This is a genomic window from Streptomyces griseofuscus, assembly GCF_014673495.1.
GTDB lineage: Bacteria > Actinomycetota > Actinomycetes > Streptomycetales > Streptomycetaceae > Streptomyces > Streptomyces murinus.
Genome location: NZ_CP051006.1, coordinates 8,261,012 through 8,280,194 on the forward strand (window position 1 = coordinate 8,261,012; position 19,183 = coordinate 8,280,194).

At 75.7% G+C, this 19,183-nt stretch carries 1 protein-coding gene; it reads left to right on the top strand.

Translation table 11 applies throughout. The features are described from left to right. Nucleotides 1–182 precede the first annotated feature (182 nt). Entirely contained in the window at nt 183–19,178 is an 18,996-nt protein-coding gene (locus HEP81_RS37495; protein ID WP_078967411.1) for a non-ribosomal peptide synthetase, read from the top strand. Nucleotides 19,179–19,183 lie beyond the last annotated feature (5 nt).

The window sequence follows — 19,183 nt, forward strand, 5'->3', positions numbered from 1 at the left end:
GTCACCCCACCGCCCGTCTCACCCCGGTACCGGTCACCCCGTCCGGTACCGGCAGCCCCGCTCGTCCCGCACCGCCGCACACACCCGGTGTGCCCCCCGTCCCAGCGCGCCGCCCCCGCGGCGGGCCCGGCTCGCCCTCCTGGCCCGTGCCGCATCGTCCCGCTCTCCAAAGGACTACACCCATGACGGACCCGCACGACAAGCCCGTATCGGCGCCCGCCCTGCCCCGCTCCGGCCCCACCGGCGTGGCGGAGAGCAGCACGACCGGGGCGCACCCGATGCTCGGCGCGCTGTTCGCCACCTGGGTGGCCCGCACCCCGGACGCACCGGCCCTCACGGACGGCCGGCGGACCTGGACCTACCGTCAACTGGCCGAGCGTGCCGACCGGTTGGCCGCACATCTGATACGCCGGGGCGCCGGGCCCGACCGGGTGGTCGCGCTGGTCCTGCCGCGCTCCATGGAACTCATCGCCGCCGAACTGGCCGTCTCCCGGGCCGGTGCCGCCTTCCTGCCCGTGGACCCCGGCTACCCCGCCGAGCGCCGGGCCCTGATGCTCGCCGACGCGGCACCCGCCGTCACCCTCGACGACGTGGGCCGGGTGGGCGAGGTGCTCGACGGCCGCGATGCTGCGGAGCCTGTGGGGGAGCGGGGTGAGGGGCCGGTCGCCGGGGTGCGCGCCGATGATTCCGCGTCCGGTGTCACCTTCGGCGTCCCTGGTCGGGTCGGCGTGTCGGCCGGCGTTCGCGATGGTGCGGGGCCTGTGGGGGAGCGGGGCGGGGAGGCGGTCGCCGGGGTGCGTGTCGATGATTCCGCGTCCGGTGTCGCCCTCGATGCCTCCGGTCGGGGCGGCGCGTCGCCCGACGTCCGCGATGGCGCGGGGTCCGCGGGGGAGCGCGACGGCGGGCCGGTCGACGGGGCGCGGGCCGGGGCCGACAGTGCGGCGTACGTCATCTACACCTCCGGTTCCACCGGCACCCCCAAGGGCGTGACGGTCACCCACCGCGGCATCGGCGGCTTCGTCACCGCGGCGGCCGAGCGGTACGCCGTGGGCCCCGGTGACCGGGTGCTCCAGTTCTCCTCGCCGAGCTTCGACGCCTCTGTCCTGGAGCTGTTCATCTCGGTGCTGTGCGGTGCCACCCTCGTCGTACCGCCGCACGGCCCCTGGCTGGGCGACGAACTCGCCGCCGTCCTGGACGAGCACCGCATCACCCACGCCCTCATCCCACCGGCCGCGCTCGCCACCCTGCCGGGGCCCGAGACCGGCACGGGACGCCATCTGCGCACGCTGATCGTGGGCGCCGAAGCCTGCCCGGCCGGGCTCGTCGACACCTGGGCACCCGGCCGCCGCATGATCAACTCCTATGGTCCGACCGAGACCACCATCGTCGCCACCTGGACCGGGCCCCTCACCGCCGGCCGGGGCACCCCGACGATCGGCGACGCCCTGCCGCACACCCGGACCTACGTGCTCGACCCGGCGATGCGGCCCGTGCCGCCCGGCACGGACGGCGAGTTGTTCGTGGGCGGTGACGCGGTGGCCCGCGGCTACCTCGGCCGTCCGGGCCTGACCGCCACCCGCTTCGTCCCCGATCCCTTCGGCCCGGCCGGTGCCCGTCTGTACCGCACCGGGGACCGGGCGCGCCGGATCTCCGACGGGGAACTGGAGTTCCTGGGCCGCCTCGACCGGCAGGTGAAGATCCGCGGCTTCCGGATCGAGCCCGGCGAGATCGAGGCCGCCCTGCGCCGGGCCGGTGCCGTCGGCGAGGCCGTGGTCGTCGTACGCGAGGACGAGCCGGGGCACCAGCGCCTGGTCGGGTATGTCACCCCGGCCGGACAGCGGCCCGCCGGCGCCCCCGACCCGGCCGCCTCCTTACCTCGCCCTTCCCACCTGGGCCCGGATGCCCCCCTGGACCCGGCCGCACTGCGGGCCGCGGTGGCCGCGCGGTTGCCCGCCCATATGGTGCCGGCCGCGGTCGTGGTGCTCGACCGGATGCCGCTCACCCCGCAGAACAAGATCGACCGACGGGCCCTGCCCGCGCCGGAGCGCACGGTCGCGGCCGGCCGCCTGGCGCCGCGCACCGGCGAGGAACGAGCGCTCGCGGCGATCTGGTCGGACGTCCTGGGCGTGGCCGAGATCGGTGTGACGGACGACTTCTTCGACCTCGGCGGCGAATCCATCCTCGCCGCCCGCACCCTGTCCCGGATCCGGGACGAACTGGGTGTCCGGCTGACCGTGCGCGATGTCTTCTCGGCGCGGACGATCGCCGCCCTCGCCCCGCTCCTCGCCGACCCGTCGGCCGCCGCGCCCACCGAGCCGATACCCCCGGCCCCGCACGAGGACGGGCTGCCGCTGTCCAGCGCGCAACGGCGGCTGTGGTACCTGGACGAACTCAGCGCGGGCGGCACCGAGTACAACACCGGTGTCTCCCTGCGGCTGCGCGGCGCCCTGGACCCGGACGCGCTGCGACGGTCCCTGCACCGCCTCGCCGCCCGGCACGCCGCCCTGCGCACCACCTTCGCCACGGCGGACGGACAGGCCCTCCAGCGGATCGCGGCGGAACCGGACCTGCCGCTGCGCACGGCCGACGTCCGCGACCTGCCCCCGGCGCGCCGCGCCGAAGCCGCCGAGGCCCTGCTCACGGAGGAACTGGGCCGCCCCCACGACCTGGCCGCCGGGCCGCTCACCCGGGCCCTGCTGGTACGGCTCGCCGACGAGGACCACCTGCTCCTGCTCGCCCAGCACCACATCGTCACCGACGGCTGGTCGGTGGGCATCCTGACCCGTGAACTCGCCGCCCTCTACCACGCCGAGACCACCGGCGAGCCGGACGGCCTGCCGCGACCGGGCGTGCAGTACCCGGACTTCGCGGTGTGGGAACGGCGGCAGCGGACCTCCGGCGCGGACACGGCCGATCTCGCCTACTGGAAGCGGCACCTGGCCGGACTCCAGCACCTGGAGCTGCCCGCCGACCGGCCCCGCCCGGCCGTGCGCACCACCGCCGGTGCCGCCCACCGGCACGCGCTGCCCGCCGAGTTGGTGACCCGGCTGCGGCAACTGGCCACGGGACGCGGCACCACGGTCTTCACCCTGTTCGCGGGCGCCGCCGCGCTGCTGTTCGCCCGCTACTCGGGCCAGCGGGACATCGCGTTCGGCACCGTGACCACCGGACGCGCCCGGCGCGACCTGGAGGACGTGGCGGGCTTCTTCGCCAACACGGTGGTGCTGCGCGGCGAGGTGGACGAAGGGGCGACCGTCGACCGGTTCGTGGAGAGCATGCGGACGACGGTGCTGGACGCCTTCGCCCACGACGGGGTGCCGTTCGACCGGGTCGTGGAGGAACTGGCCCCGCCCCGCGACCCCAGCCGCACCCCGCTGGTGCAGGTGCTCGTCGTGCAGCAGACCGCCCTGCCCGTCCCGCCGCGCGCCGGTGAACTGAGCCTCGCGGAGCACCCGTTGCCCCGCCCGGCCGCGCGCTTCGACCTGGTTCTGGAGTTCACGCCGCACGCGGACGGCGGCTGCGTGCTGACCGCCGAGTTCAACACGGACCTGTTCGAGGCGGCGACCGCGGCCCGCCTGACCGCCCATCTGCACCGCCTGCTGGAAGGCATGGCCGACGGCCCGGGCCGCCCGCTGGCCGAGCTGCCCATGCTCTCGGCCGAGGAGCAGCGCACGCTGGTGGACACCTGGAACCCGCCCGCCCGCCGCGCCGCGAGCACCGGACACGGCACGCTGCCCGAGCTGTTCCACGCACAGGCGGCCCGCACCCCGGACCGTACCGCCGTCGTCCACGGCACCGCCCGGCTCGACTACGGCGAGGTCGCCCGGCGCGCCAACCGGCTGGCCCGGCTGCTCATCGAGCGGGGCGCGGGACCCGAGACCCTGGTCGCGCTCTGCCTGCCGCGTTCCGCCGATCTCGTGCCCGTGCTGTGGGCCGTGCTCACCTCGGGTGCCGCCTATCTCCCCGTCGACCCCGGCTATCCGGTCGAGCGGATCCGGCTGATGCTCGGCGACGCCCGGCCCACCCTGGTCCTCTCCACCCGCGAGACCGCCGCCGCCCTCCCCGACGACTGCGCGCCGCTGCTGCTGGACGAGTGCGACGAAGCGGTGTGGGCCGACGCTGCGGCGCGGGCCGACGACGCGGCGCGGGCCGGTACGGAACTCGACGACGCGGCACGCCCGGACAGAGATCTCACCGACGCCGACCGGATCCGGCCGCTGCTGCCGGACCATCCCGCGTACGTCATCTACACCTCGGGTTCCACCGGCCGCCCCAAGGGCGTGGTGGTGACCCACCGCAGCGTCGCCGCCCTGGCCGCGTGGGCGGGCGAGCGGTTCGGATCCGCCGGGCTCGGCCATGTGATCGCCTCCACCTCCCTCAACTTCGACGTCTCGGTCTTCGAGCTGCTGTGCCCCCTGACGGCCGGCGGCACCGTCGAGATGGTCGCCGATCTGCCGGCCCTCGCCGACGGCTCGGGGCCCCGGCACGCCGGGCTGCTCAGCGGGGTGCCCTCGGTCGTCTCCCGTCTGGTCGCGGGCGGTACGGCGCCGCTGACCGCGGACACCGTCGTCCTGGCCGGCGAGGCCCTGCCCGCGCAGACCGCGCACGATCTGCGGGCCGCCATGCCCGCGGCCCGTATCGCCAACATCTACGGCCCCACCGAGGCCACCGTGTACGCCACCGCCTGGTTCGCCGGTGACCGGCTGCCCGACCAGTCCCCGCCCATCGGCGAACCGGTCGCGCTCACCCGGGCCTACGTCCTGGACGGCCGGCTGCGGCCCCAGCCGGTCGGCGTCACCGGTGAGCTGTACCTCGGCGGCGCCGGTCTGGCCCGCGGCTACCTGCGCCGTCCCGCGCTGACCGCGGCCCGGTTCGTCGCCGACCCGTTCGGCGCGCCCGGCGAGCGCATGTACCGCACCGGCGACCTGGTGCGCCGCGCCGCCGACGGCCGCCTGGAGTACGTGGGCCGGATCGACCAGCAGGTCAAGGTGCGCGGCTTCCGTATCGAACTGGGCGAGGTGGAGGAGGCGTTGCGCGGCTGCGCAGGCGTGGCCCACGCCGCCGCCACCGCCGTCACCGGCGAGGGCGAGGACCACCGGCGCCTGGTCGGCTATGTCGTCCCGGCCGCCGGTCAGGCGGTGGAACCGGAGGCCGTACGGCGGGAACTCGGCCGCAGCCTGCCCGACTACATGGTCCCGGCGACCGTCGTCGTCCTGGCGAGCCTGCCGCTCAGCCCGAACGGCAAGGTCGACCGCGGCCGGCTCCCCGACCCGGGCCCCGCCGTGCGCGCCGTACGGCATGTCGCGCCCCGCACCCCCACCGAGCGCACGCTGGCCGCGATCTGGGCGGAGGTGCTGCGTACGGAACGCATCGGCGTCGACGACAACTTCTTCGAACTCGGCGGCGACTCGATCCTCAGCATCCAGGTCGTGGCCCGCGCCCGGCAGGACGGCCTCGCGCTGACCTCGCGGGACGTCTACCAGCACCAGACGGTCGCCGCCCTGGCCCGCTGCGCCGACGCCGCGGGACGGCTCCACGAGACCGCCCCGGCACCGGAGGAGGCCACCGGCACGGCCCCGCTGACGCCCATCCAGCACTGGCTGTTCGGCGCCGATGTGCGGAACGCCGGACACTTCTCCCAGGCGCTCTCCGTCCAGGTGCCCGACGACCTGGACGCGGCCGCGCTGGAGGACGCGCTGAACGACCTCGCCGGGCACCACGACGCCCTGCGCTCCCGGTTCGCCGACACCGGCGGGCACGGGCGCGAGGCCGTCTGGTTCATCGACGAGCGGATGCCCCGGATCCGGCTGGCCCGGCACACCGGACCGGGCACGGACACCCCGCACTTCGGGCCCTTCGACCTCGCCCGGGGGCCACTGCTGCGCGCCGTGCTGCACGAGCGCGGACCCGGCCGGCCCGCCGTACTGCACCTCGCGGTCCACCACCTGGTGGTCGACGGCGTGTCCTGGCGGGTGCTGCTGGAGGACCTCGACCGCGCCTACCGGGCCCGCCGCACCGGCGCCGACGGCGCGACGGCCCTGCCCGCCAAGTCCTCGCCGCTGCGCCAATGGGCCCGACGGCTGGCCGCCCACGCGGCGGACGGCGGCTTCGAGGACGAGCGGGAGTACTGGGCCCGGGCGGTCCCGGACACCGAACCGGTGGTGGCGGCCGGCCCGGAGCACGGCGCCAACACCTACGCCTCGCAGCGCGCGTTCACCCTGCGGCTGGCCCCCGAGGACACCTCGGTCCTGCTGCACACCCTGCCCGACACCTACCGCACCCAGATCAACGACGTCCTGCTCAGCGCCCTCGGCCGCGCCCTGTGCGCCTGGAGCGGCCGGGACCGGGTGGTGGTCGACGTCGAAGGGCACGGCCGCGAGGAACTCTTCCCCGAGCTGGACATCAGCCGCACGGTCGGCTGGTTCACCACCCGCTACCCCGTCGCCCTCGCCGTCCCCGGTGAGGACGACTGGGACGCCGTACTGAAGCGCGTCAAGGAGCAGTTGCGCGCGATACCCCGGCACGGCCTGGGCCATGACGCGCTGCGCCACCTGACCGGACCCGGCGGCGATCCCGGCACCCCGGACGCCCAGATCAGCTTCAACTACCTGGGCCGGATGGGGGCTTCGGCCGCGCCCGACGGACTCTACCGGGGCACCGTCCGGCCGCTGGAACTGGACGCCGACCCGGCCGCCGAGCGCCCGCACGCCCTGGAGGTCGTCGGCCAACTGGTCGACGAGCAGCTTGAGTTCACCTGGTTCTACTCGGACCGGCTGCACGCCGAGGACACGGTCGGGGAGCTGGCCGGACGCTTCGCCGACGCGCTCGCGGACCTGGCCCGGTTCGCCGCCCGGCCGGGCGCCGCCGGGCGCACCCCGTCCGACTTCCCGCTGGCCAGGCTCGACCAGCACGCCGTGGACCGCCTCACCGGCACGGACCCGGCGGCCGTCGCGGACATCCTGCCGCTCACCCCGACCCAGGCGGGCATGCTCTTCCACGGCCTGTCCCAGGACGACCGCGGCGTCTATTTCCAGCAGCTCACCTTCGTCCTGGACGGCGTGCCCGAGCCGGGGGCCCTCGCCGCCGCCTGGCAACGGGTGACCGACCAGGCCGAGGTGCTGCGCGGCCGGGTCGTCTGGCAGGACGTGCCCGAGCCGCTGCTCGTGGTCCGGCGGCACGCGGCCGTACCGGTCACCCACCTGGACTGGCGGGACCTGACGGAGGGGGAGCGGCGCACCCGGCTGGACGACGTCCTGGACCGCGACCGCGCCGAGGGCATCGACCTCGGGCGCGCCCCGCTCCAGCGCCTCCTCCTCGCCCGGGTGTCCGACACCGCGGTGCGCGTGGTGTGGTCCTTCCACCATCTGCTCCTCGACGGCTGGAGCCTCTTCCAGGTCCTCTCGGACGTCTTCACCCTGCACGGCGGCACCGGCCCTGACGCCCTCCCGGACCGCCCGCCGTACCGGGACTACGTCGGCTGGCTGCGCGCCCGTGACACCGCGGAGGCCGAACGGCACTGGCGGCACCGGCTGGCCGGGCTGACCGAGGCCACCCCGCTGCCGTACGACCGCGAACCGCGCGAGAGCCACCGCGCCGAGTCCACCCACGCCGTACGGGCCACCTTGCCCGCGGCGGCGAGCCGGGCGCTGGAGGAGCTGGCGCGGACCTCCGGGCTGACCCTCAACACCCTGGTGCAGGGCGCCTGGGCGCTGCTGCTGGCCCGCCAGTCGGGGCGGGACGAGGTGGTGTTCGGCACCACCGTCTCCGGCCGCCCGCCCGAGCTGCCCGGCGCCGACGCCATGACCGGCCTGTTCATCACCACCCTGCCGACCCGGGCCGCCGTCCCCGAGCACGGGACCCTCCTCGACTGGCTGCGCGCCCTCCAGCACGAGCAGAGCGAGGACCGGCGGTTCGACCACCTGCCGCTCACCCGGCTGCGCGCCCTCACCGAACTGCCTGAACGCGTCGCCCTGTTCGACAGCATCGTCGTCTTCGAGAACTACCCGGTGGACGACGACCTCGCCGCCGCCCACGGACTGCGCCTGAGCGGCCTGGAGGGCATCGAGACCACCAACTACCCGCTGAGCCTGACCGCTTACCCCGGGCAGGAGCTGACCCTGCGCCTCGGGTACGACCCCGACCTGTTCGACGCGGGGACCGCCGAGCGGCTGGCCGAATACCTCACCGTGCTGCTCACGGGGATGCCCGACGGCACCCGGCGCCCACCCGCCCGGCTCCCGCTGCTCGCCCCGGACCGCCGCGAGCAGGTGCTGCGCGCCTGGAACGACACCGCCACCGGCCGGCCTCCCGCCACCGTCGCCGGCCTCTTCGTCGCGCAGGTGCGCCGCACCCCCGACGCCATGGCCCTGGAAGCCGGCGACGAACACCTCACCTACGCCGAACTCGACGCCCGTGCCGCCCGGTTGGCGGCCCGGCTCACCGGCCTCGGGGTACGGCCGGAACGCCCGGTCGGCGTGCTGATGGACCGCTCCACGGCCCTGGTCGTCGCCCAGCTTGCCCTCGTGCGCACCGGCGGGGTGTACGTGCCGCTGGACGGCAGGGCGCCCGCCGAACGGCTGCGCCGGATGCTGGCCGAGGCCGGCGCCGATCTGCTGCTCACCGACGCCGCCTGGGCACAGACGGCCCAGGAGGTGCTGCCGGGCGACGGCGTGCTGCGCGCCGACGACACGCCCGGCGTGGACACCCCCGTACCCACCCGCTCCCTGCCGCCCGTCCACCCCGACAACGCGCAGTACCTGATGTTCACCTCGGGCTCCACCGGCACCCCCAAGGGCGTCGCGGTGCGCCAGCGGGATGTCGCCGCGCTCGCCCTGGACCGCGCTTTCGCCGGGCACGACCGGGTCCTCGTGCACTCGCCGCACGCCTTCGACGCCGCCACCTACGAGGTGTGGGTGCCGCTGCTGCGCGGCGGCACCGCCGTGCTCGCCCCGCCCGTCGACCTGGACGCCGCCCAGGTCCGCAGGGCCGTCACGGAACAGCGGGTCAGCTGCCTGTGGCTGACCGCGGGACTGTTCCGGCTCCTCGCCCAGGAGGACCCCGGCTGCCTGCGCGGCGCGCGCGAGGTGTGGACGGGCGGCGAGGCGGTGCCGGGCGCGGTGGTGCGCCGGGTGCTGGACGCCTGCCCCGGCCTGACCGTCATGGACGGCTACGGCCCCACCGAGACGACCACTTTCGCCACCCGCCGCGCTTTCCGCGCCGGTGACCCGCTGCCCGCCGTGCTCCCCATCGGCCGCCCGCTGGACGACACCCGTGTGTACGTCCTGGACGCCGCCCTCCAGCCGCAGCCGCCCGGCATCCCCGGTGAGCTGTACCTCGCGGGCGCCGGACTGGCCCGGGGCTACGCGGGCCGGCCCGGCGCGACCGCCGCCCGCTACCTCGCCGACCCGTTCGGGCCGCCCGGGGAACGGATGTACCGCACCGGGGACATCGTGCGCTGGAGCGCCGAAGGCGAGCTGCACTTCGTCGGCCGCGCGGACGACCAGATCAAGATCCGCGGCTTCCGCGTCGAACCCGCCGAGATCGAGGCCCGGCTCACCGCCCACCCCGCCGTCGCCGAGGCCGTCGTCTCCCTCTACCAGGACGCCGGACGCAAACGCCTGGCCGCCCACCTCGTCCCGGCCCCGGGCGCCGAGGTCCCGGCCGCAGCCGAGCTGCGCGCGCACCTCGCGGACGGTCTGCCCGACTACATGCTGCCCGCCGCGTTCGTCACCGTGTCCGAGCTGCCGCTGACGGTCAACGGCAAGGTCGACCGGCGCAGGCTGCCCGCACCCGACTGGGGGGCCGGAGCCGAGTCGGCCCACCGCGCCCCGAGCACCGAAACCGAACGGCTGCTCGCCGGGATCTGGGCGGAGCTGCTGGGGGTCGAACGGGTCGGCGTCGACGACAACTTCTTCATGCTGGGCGGCGACTCGATCCTCAGCATCCAGGTCGTCTCCCGCGCCCGGGCCGCCGGGCTCACGCTCACCCCGCGCGACCTCTTCCGGCACCCCACGGTGGCCGAACTGGCCGCCGCGGACGGCTCCACCGCGCCCGCCGTCACCGGCACCGCACCGGTCAGCGGGGCCGCGGACCTCACCCCGATCCAGCACTGGTTCCTCGACCCGCGGCCGGAGCACGCCGACTTCTTCGACCAGTCCGTCCTCATCGAGGCGGCCGGACCGGTGGACGAGGACGCGCTGCGCCACGCCCTCACCGCCCTGTGGACCCGGCACGACGCCCTGCGCGCCCGGTTCACCGCCGACGCCGACGGCACCTGGCGGCAGGACGTCCCCGCCGCCGACGCCCCGGCGCCCGACCTGCTCCAGGTCCACGACCCGCGGGCCGAGGAGTTCGTCACGGCGGCGGCCCACGCGGGACTCCGGCTGGCGACGGGACCGCTGTTCACCGCCCGCCTGTTCACCGCGGACGGCATCCGGCCCGCCCGGCTGCTGCTGGTCGCCCACCATCTGGTGGTCGACGGCGTCTCCTGGCGCATCCTGCTGGAGGACCTGGAGACCGCCTACCGGCAGGCCCTGACCGCGGAGCCCGTACGACTGCCCGCCCGCACCACCTCCGCGCACGCATGGGTCCGCAGGCTGCGCGAGCACGCCGGCACCTTCGCCGCCCGGCTCGACCACTGGGAGCGGGCCGCCCGGCACTGCGCCGACCCGCTGCCCGTGGACGGCACCGGCGGCAACACCATGGCCGACGTCCGCGAGGTCACCGTCCGGCTGGACCGCGACCGCACCGACGCCCTGCTGCGCCGCGTCCCCGGTGCCTACCGCACCCGCGTCGACGACGTCCTGCTCACCGCGCTGGGCCGGGTCCTCACCGACTGGACCGGGCACGACACCGTCGCCGTCGGCCTGGAGGGCCACGGCCGCGAGGACCAGCTGTTCGAGGACATCGACCTGTCCCGCACCGTCGGCTGGTTCACCTCGCTCTATCCGGTCGCCCTCACCGTCCCGGGCGGCGACTGGGGCACCGCCCTGAAGACCGTCAAGGAGCAGCTGCGGGCCGTACCCGACCGGGGTCTCGGCTACGGCGTGCTGCGCCACCTCGTCCGCGACGCCCGGCTCACCGGCGCGCCCGAACCCGCCATCAGCTTCAACTACCTGGGCCGCTTCGACTGGTCCGGGGCCGGCGGCACCCTCGTCGGGGCGGTGCCCGGCGGCCTGGGCGGCGCCGAGGCCCCCGGCACCGAACGCCCGCACCTGCTGGACGTGGTGGCCAGGGTCGAGGACGACCGGCTGGAGATCACCTGGTACTACAGCGCCGGACGGCACCACGAGGACACCGTCACCGCGCTCGCCGAGGGCGTGCTGCGGGCACTGGGCGACATCGTCGCGCACTGCGCCCGCCCCGAGGCGGGCGGCCGCACCCCCTCGGACTTCCCGCTGGCCCGCCTGGACCAGAGCGCCGTCGACCGCGTCGCCGGCACCGGCCGGGACGTCGCGGACATCTACCCGCTCACCCCGATGCAGGCCGGGATGCTCTTCCACAGCCTGCTCGACCCGGCCGGCCGCACCTATGTCAACCAGGTGCAGCTGGTGCTGAACGGGGTCACCGACCCGCACGCGCTCGCCGGGGCGTGGCAGCACACCGCGGACGCCAACCCGGTGCTGCGCACCCACCTGGTGTGGCAGGAGACCCCGCAGCCGCTCCAGGTCGTCCGGCACCGCGCCGTCGTACCCGTCACCCACCACGACTGGTCCGGCCGGGCCGCCGACGACTGCGCGGACGACCTGGAACGACTGCTCGCCGCGGACCGGGAACAGGGCATCGACCTGGGCAGCGCGCCGCTGATGCGGCTGACCCTGATCCGGCTCGCGCCCGACCGGGTCCGCCTGGTGTGGACGTTCCACCACGTCCTGCTCGACGGCTGGAGCGCCGCCCAGGTCTTCGACGAGGTCTGCGAGCGATACGCCGCGCTCACCTCCGGGCGCCGCCCGCGACCGACCGAACGCAGGCCGTTCGCCGAGTACTTGCGCTGGCTCGCCGGACAGGACACCGACCGCGTCGAACGGCACTGGCGGGCCGCCCTATCCGGCTTCCAGGCCCCCACCGAACTGCCCCGGGACCGGCGTCCCGCCGAGGCCCACCGCGCCTCCTCCTGCGGCACCGTGCGGACGACCCTCGCCCCGGACGTCTCGGCACGGCTGCGCGAGACCGCCCAGCGCTCCGGACTCACCCTGAACACCATCATCCAGGGCGCCTGGGCACTGCTGCTGTCCCGCTACGGCGGCGGCACCGACGTGGTGTTCGGCACCACCGTCTCCGGGCGGCCCGCCGAACTGCCCGGCGTCACCTCGATGGTGGGCCTGTTCATCAACACCCTGCCCACCCGGGCCCGCGTCGACGGGGAGCGCCCGCTGCTGGACTGGCTGCGCGAACTCCAGGCCGCCCAGTCCGAGGCCCGCCGCCATGACTTCGTCTCGCTCGCCCAGTTGCAGTCCTGGAGCGAAGTGCCCGGCGGCACCAGCCTGTTCGACTCCATCGTGGTCTTCGAGAACTACCCGTTCGACGAGCACGCGCTGGCCCGGTACGGCCTGTCCATGGAGCAGGAACGGGACCTGGAACCGACCAACTACGCGCTCAGCGTCGTCGTCGCGCCCGGCGACACCCTGGCCGTGAACCTGGACTACGACCCGGACGCCTTCGACGCCACGACGGTACGAGCGCTCGGCGAGAGCCTGCGCACCCTGCTGACCGGCATGGCCGACGACCCCGGCCGCACCCTCGCCGAACTGCCCCTGCTCGGCGCGGCCGACGCGCGGGCGCTGGTGGACCGCCTGAGCGGACCCGTGGCCGAACCGCCGCACGGCACCCTGCCGGAGGCGTTCCGACGGCAGGCCGAGCGCACCCCGGACGCCGTCGCCGTCCGTCACGCCGACCAGTGCCTCACCTACGCCGAACTCGACGCCCGCGCCAACCGGTTGGCCCGGCGGCTGATCGCCGCGGGCGCCGGACCCGAGCGTTTCGTCGCCCTGTGCCTGCCTCGCACCGCCGACCTGATCGTGGCGCTCCTCGCGGTGCTCAAGAGCGGCGCAGGATACCTGCCGGTCGACCCCCAGTACCCGGCCGAGCGCGTCGCGTTCCTCTTCGAGGACGTACGGCCCGATGCCGTGATCACGGCCGCCGCGACCGCCGGACGGCTGCCCGAGGGGCCGTGCACCCGCATCCTGCTCGACGAGGAACCGGACCCCCGGCTGCCGGCCACCCCGATCGGCGACGCCGAACGCCGTACCGCACTGCTGCCCGGCCACCCCGCCTATGTGATCCACACCTCCGGCTCGACCGGCCGCCCCAAGGGCGTCGTCGTCAGCCATGCCTCCGTCCTCGCCCTGACCGACTGGGCGGCGGCCGAGTTCACCGGCCGGGGCCTGGCCCATGTGATCGCTTCCACCTCGCTCAACTTCGACGTGTCGGTCTTCGAGATCTTCTCCCCGCTGCTCTCCGGCGGCTGCGTCGAGATCGTCCGCGACCTGCTGGCCCTCGCCGAACGCCCCGGGCCCTGGCGGGCCGGACTGCTCAGCGCGGTGCCCTCCGCCCTGGACCGGCTGCTCGCCGAGGACGCCGTACGGGTCACCGCCGACACCGTGGTCCTCGCGGGGGAGGGGCTGCCCGCACGGACCGTGCGCCGGGTCCGCGACGCCGTCCCCGGCAGCGAGGTGCGCAACATCTACGGGCCCACCGAGGCCACCGTCTACGCCACCGCCTTCACCTGTGACCCGGCCGACCCCGACCGCGACCCGCCGATCGGCCGGCCGCTCGGCGGCGCCCGCGCCTATGTGCTGGACGAGCGGATGCGCCCGGTGCCCGTCGGCGCGCCCGGCGAGCTCTTCCTCGCCGGAACCGGCGTGGCCCGCGGCTATCTGCGCCGCCCCGGCCTGACCGCGGCCCGCTTCCTGCCCGACCCGTTCGGGCCCGTCGGCAGCCGCATGTACCGCACCGGCGACCGGGTCCGCTGGACGGCCGACGGTCAGCTGGTCTACCTCGGGCGCGGCGACGACCAGGTGAAGGTGCGCGGCTTCCGCATCGAACTCGGCGAGGTGGAGGCCGCGTTGGCCCGCCACCCGGCCGTGGCGGGAGCGGCGGCCCGGGTGGTGGAGCAGGACGGGCACCGCCGGCTCATCGGCTACGCGGTGCCCCGCGCGGCCGCTCTGCCGGACCCCGCCGAACTGCGCGCCTTCCTCGCGGGCAGCCTCCCCGACCACCTGGTCCCCGCCCTCGTCCTGCCGCTGGAGCGGCTGCCGCTCGGCGCCACCGGCAAGCTCGACCGGCGCGCCCTGCCCGCCCCCGAGCAGGCCGCACCGGCCGCCGGCACGGGAGCGGGCCGGCCGCCGCACACCGAGGCGGAGCACACCCTCGCGGCCATCTGGTCCGAGGTGCTGGGCGTGCCCGAAGTGGGCGCGGACGACAACTACTTCATGCTCGGCGGCGACTCCATCCTGGGCATCCAGATCGTCTCGGCGGCCCGCCGGGCCGGTCTCGCCCTGAACCCCCGGCACCTGTTCACCCACCAGACCCTCGCCGAACTCGCCGCCGCGGCCGAGAAGTTGCCCGACCGCGCCGCGTCCGCCGGAGCCGAACAGGGCCCGGTGACCGGCGAGAGCCCGCTCACCCCTGTACAGCACTGGCTGCTCGACACGCTCACCGGCGATCCCGCGCACTTCAGCCAGACGGTCTCCTTCGAACTGGCCGAGGACCCCGACGAGTCGGCGCTGCGGGCCGCCCTGGCCGCCGTACTGGAGCACCACGACGCGCTGCGGCACCGCTTCGAGACGGCCGGGGACGGCCGGTGGCGGCAGTACGGCACCGCGCCCGGCGACACCGCACCGCACCTGGAGGTGCACCGGGACGCGGAGCCGCGCGAGGTGGCCGCCGCCCTCGGTGCCGGGTTCGACCTGGCCCACGGGCCGCTGCTGCGCGCGGCGCTGTGCCGCGCGGGCGGCGCCGGACGGCCGGTGCTGCTGCTCGCCGCCCACCACCTCGTCGTGGACGCCGTGTCCTGGCGGCTGATCCTGGAGGACCTGGAGAGCGCCTACCGCGCCCTGCGGGACGGGGCACGGCCCGAACTCGGCGCCAAGAGCACCTCGTTCCAGACCTGGGCCAGGCGGCTCGCCGAGCACACCGAGGCGGGCGGCTTCGACGCCGAACTCGCCCACTGGCGGGGCGTCGACACCGGGACCGCCCTGCCGGCCGACCACACCGGCGGCGCCAACACCGTCGCCGACGAGGAGAGCCTGACCGCCGGACTCGACGCCGAGGAGACCCGCCGCCTGCTCCAGGACGTGCCGGACGTGTACCGCACCCGCGTCAACGACGTCCTGCTCACCGCACTGGGCCGGGTCCTGGCCCGCTGGACGGGCCGGGACCGGGTGGCGGTCACCCTGGAGGGCCACGGCCGCGAGGAACTCCTCGCCGACACGGACCTCGCCCGCACCACCGGCTGGTTCACCACCGTGTACCCGGTCGCCCTGGACGTCCCACGGGACGCGGACACCGGCACCGTGCTGAAGTCCGTCAAGGAGAACCTGCGGGCCGTCCCGAACGGCGGCCTCGGCTACGGCGCGCTGCGCCATCTGCACCCCACGGCGGGCGCCGCACTGCCCGGACTGCCGCAGGTCTGCTTCAACTACCTCGGCCGGCAGGACCGGACCCCCGCACCCGGCGGCCTGCTGGGCGCACCCCACGGCGACGGGCTCACCGGCGGCATGGACCGCGCCGCGGACCGCCCCTATCTGCTGGACGTCCTCGGCCGGGTCACCGGCGACCGGCTGGAGTTCACCTGGTCGTACTCCCGCGAGGCGCACCGGCCGGAGACCGTCGCCCGGCTGGCGGCCGAACTGGCCGACGAACTCCGCGCGATCGTCCGGCACTGTGCCGAACCCGGCGCCGGCGGCCGCACCCCGTCCGACTTCCCGCTCGCGCCACTGGACCAGACCGCTCTCGACCGGCTCGTCGGCACCGGGACGGACGTCGGGGACGTGTACCCGCTCACACCCACCCAGACCGGCATGGTGATGCACGGCCTGGACGAGGCCGAACACGGCCTGTACGTCGAGCAGATCACCTTCGTGGCGGACGGCGCCCGCGACCCGGGCACGCTGGCGGCCGCCTGGCGGCACGTCGTCGACCGCACCCCCGTGCTGCGCACCTCCGTCGCCCTGCACGGCGTGCCCGTACCGCTCCAGATCGTCCACCGGGACGTGGTGCTGCCCGTCACCGAACACGACTGGAGCACGCTGCCCGCGGACCGGCGGGAGGCGGAGCTGGAGCGGCTGCTCGCCGAGGAACGGGCCCGGGGCCTCGACCTGGAGCGTGCCCCGCTGCTGCGGCTCGCCCTGGTCCGGCTCGGACCGGACGCGGTACGGGTCGTCTGGACCTTCCACCACGTCCTGCTGGACGGCTGGAGCGTCTTCCACGTCCTGGCCGACGTCCTCGCCGCCCATGAGGCCCTGACCCGGGGCGAGCGGCCCCGGCTGCCCGAGCGCCGCCCGTTCGCGGACTACGCCGCCTGGCTGGCCGCCCGGGGCACCGGCCCCGCCGAGGACCACTGGCGCGGCGTCCTTGCCGGACTGCGCACACCGACCCCGCTGCCGTACGACCGCAGGCCCGCCCCCGGCACCACGGCACGCTCGGGAACCTGGCTGTCGCAGCGGCTCGGCACCGAGGAGACCCGCACGCTCCAGGAGTTCGCCCGCAGGCACCGGCTCACCCTGAACACCCTGGTGCAGGGCGCCTGGGCGCTGCTGCTGGCCCGGTGGAGCGGCGAGCCGGAGGTGTGCTTCGGCACCACCGTCTCCGGACGGCCCGCCGACCTGCCCGGCGCCGACACCATCACCGGACTGTTCATCACCACGCTGCCCGCCCGGATCGCCGTCGACGGCGGCGCGCCCGCGGCCGGCTGGCTGCGCGCGGTGCAGGAGGCGCGGGCGGAGGACCGGCGCCACGACCACCTGCCCCTCAACGCGCTGCGCGCCCTCACCGAACTGCCCTCCGGCACCGGCCTGTTCGACAGCCTGGTCGTGTTCGAGAACTACCCGGTCGGCGACGCGACCGCGGGCGCCCACGGGCTCGCCCTGCGCGACCTGGACGCCCGGGAGGCCACCAACTACCCGCTCACCGTGGTGGTCTCGCCCGGCGACCGGCTCGCCGTCGAACTCGGCTACGACCCGAGGTGCTTCGACGCCGACACCGCCGACTCCCTCGCCGCCCAGCTGCTGCACACCCTGCACACCCTGGCCGGTACGGACGGCACGGCCCGCCTCGACGACCTCGACGTGCTGCCGCCCGCACAGCGTGAGCGGCTGCTGCGCGGGCCCTCCCGCCCGGCCTCGGGCGAGGTGGCCGCCGTTGCCCTGCCCGCCCTCGTGGAGGCCGCCGTCGACCGCCGGCCGGACGCACCCGCGCTCACCGCGCCCGGCTCCCTGCTCACCTTCGCCGAGGTGGAGGCGCGGGCCAACAGGCTGGCCCACCGGCTCATCGCCCGGGGTGCCGGACCCGGCGACATCGTCGCGCTGCTGCTGCCCCGCTCCGTGGACATGGTCCTGGCCCAGCTGGCGGTGACCAAGGCGGGCGCCGCGTTCCTGCCCGTGGACCCCGCCTACCCGGAGGAGCGGATCGCGCTGATGCTGCGCGACGCGGCCCCCGCCCTGACCCTCGACGCCAAGGAGATCGCAGGGCTGCTCGCCGCACCGCCGGACGAGGTTCCCGGACACCGGCCCGGCGACGCCGACCGCAGGCGCCCGCTGGACCTGGACGACCCGGCCTACGTCATCTACACCTCCGGCTCCACCGGCACCCCGAAGGGCGTCGTCGTCACCCACCGCGGGCTCGCCGCGTTCTCCGCCGCCGAGGCCGCCCACTACCAAGTGGCCGAGGGCGACCGGGTGCTGGCCTTCGCCACGCCCAGCTTCGACGCCTCCGTGCTGGAGCTGTGCATGGCCCTGCCGCACGGCGCCCGCCTCGTCGTCCCCCGGCCGGGACCGCTGCTCGGCGCCGAACTGGCCGATCTCCTGCGGGCCGAGCGCATCACCCACACCCTGCTGCCCCCGGCCGCGCTCGCCACCCTGCCCGCCGGCACCCCCGGCACCCTGCCGGACCTGAAGACGCTGATCGTCGGCGCCGAGGCGTGCGGGGCCGACCTCGTGGCCCGCTGGGCGCCGCACCACCGCATGGTCAACTCCTACGGCCCCACCGAGGCCACCGTCGTCGCCACCTGGTCGGCGCCGCTGACGGCGGACGGCGGCGCACCGCCCATCGGCCGCCCGCTGCCCGCCACCGGCGCCTACGTCCTGGACGCCCGGCTGCGGCCGGTCCCCGCCGGTGTCCCCGGTGAACTCTGGCTGTCCGGACCGGTGTTGGCCCGCGGCTACCTCGGCCGCCCGGGACTGACCGCCGCCCGGTTCCGCGCCGACCCGTTCGGGCCGCCCGGCACCCGCATGTACCGCACCGGCGACCTGGTGCGCCGCGACAGCGGGGGCGAACTGCACTACCTGGGGCGCACCGACCACCAGCTCAAGCTGCGCGGCCACCGCATCGAGGCGGGCGAGGTCGAGGCGACCCTCGTACGCCATCCGGACGTGCTGGACGCGGTGGTGACCGTACGCGAGGACGAACCCGGACTGCCGCGCCTGGTCGCGCACCTGCTCACCGCCCCCGGCGCGGAACCCCCCGCCCCGGCCGAACTGCGGTCCCTGGCCGCCCGGTTCCTGCCGGGCCACATGGTCCCGTCGGCGTTCGTCGCGCTCGACCGCTTCCCGCTCACCGAGAACGGCAAGACCGACCGGGCGGCCCTGCCCGCACCGGCACCGGCCGAGGAGCGGGACCGGCCCGAGTACGTGGCACCGCGCACCCCCACCGAGGAGGCACTGGCGGACATCTGGGAGGAGACCCTGGGGACGTCCGTCGGCGCCGAGGACGACTACTTCCTGCTCGGCGGCGACTCCATGCGCGCCCTGCTCATCGCCTCCCGCGCCAACGACGCGTTCGCCATCACGCTGACCCCCCGCGATGTCCTGGTCTCCCGCACCGTCGCCGCCCTGGCGCTCCTGGTGGAGGAGCAGATCCTGAGCGAATTCGAGGACGCCGCGTACGGCGACGCCGACGACGACCACGGCACCGGCCCCGACGACGAAGACGCCGCGCTCGGCGGCAACGACCACGAACGGTGAGGAAC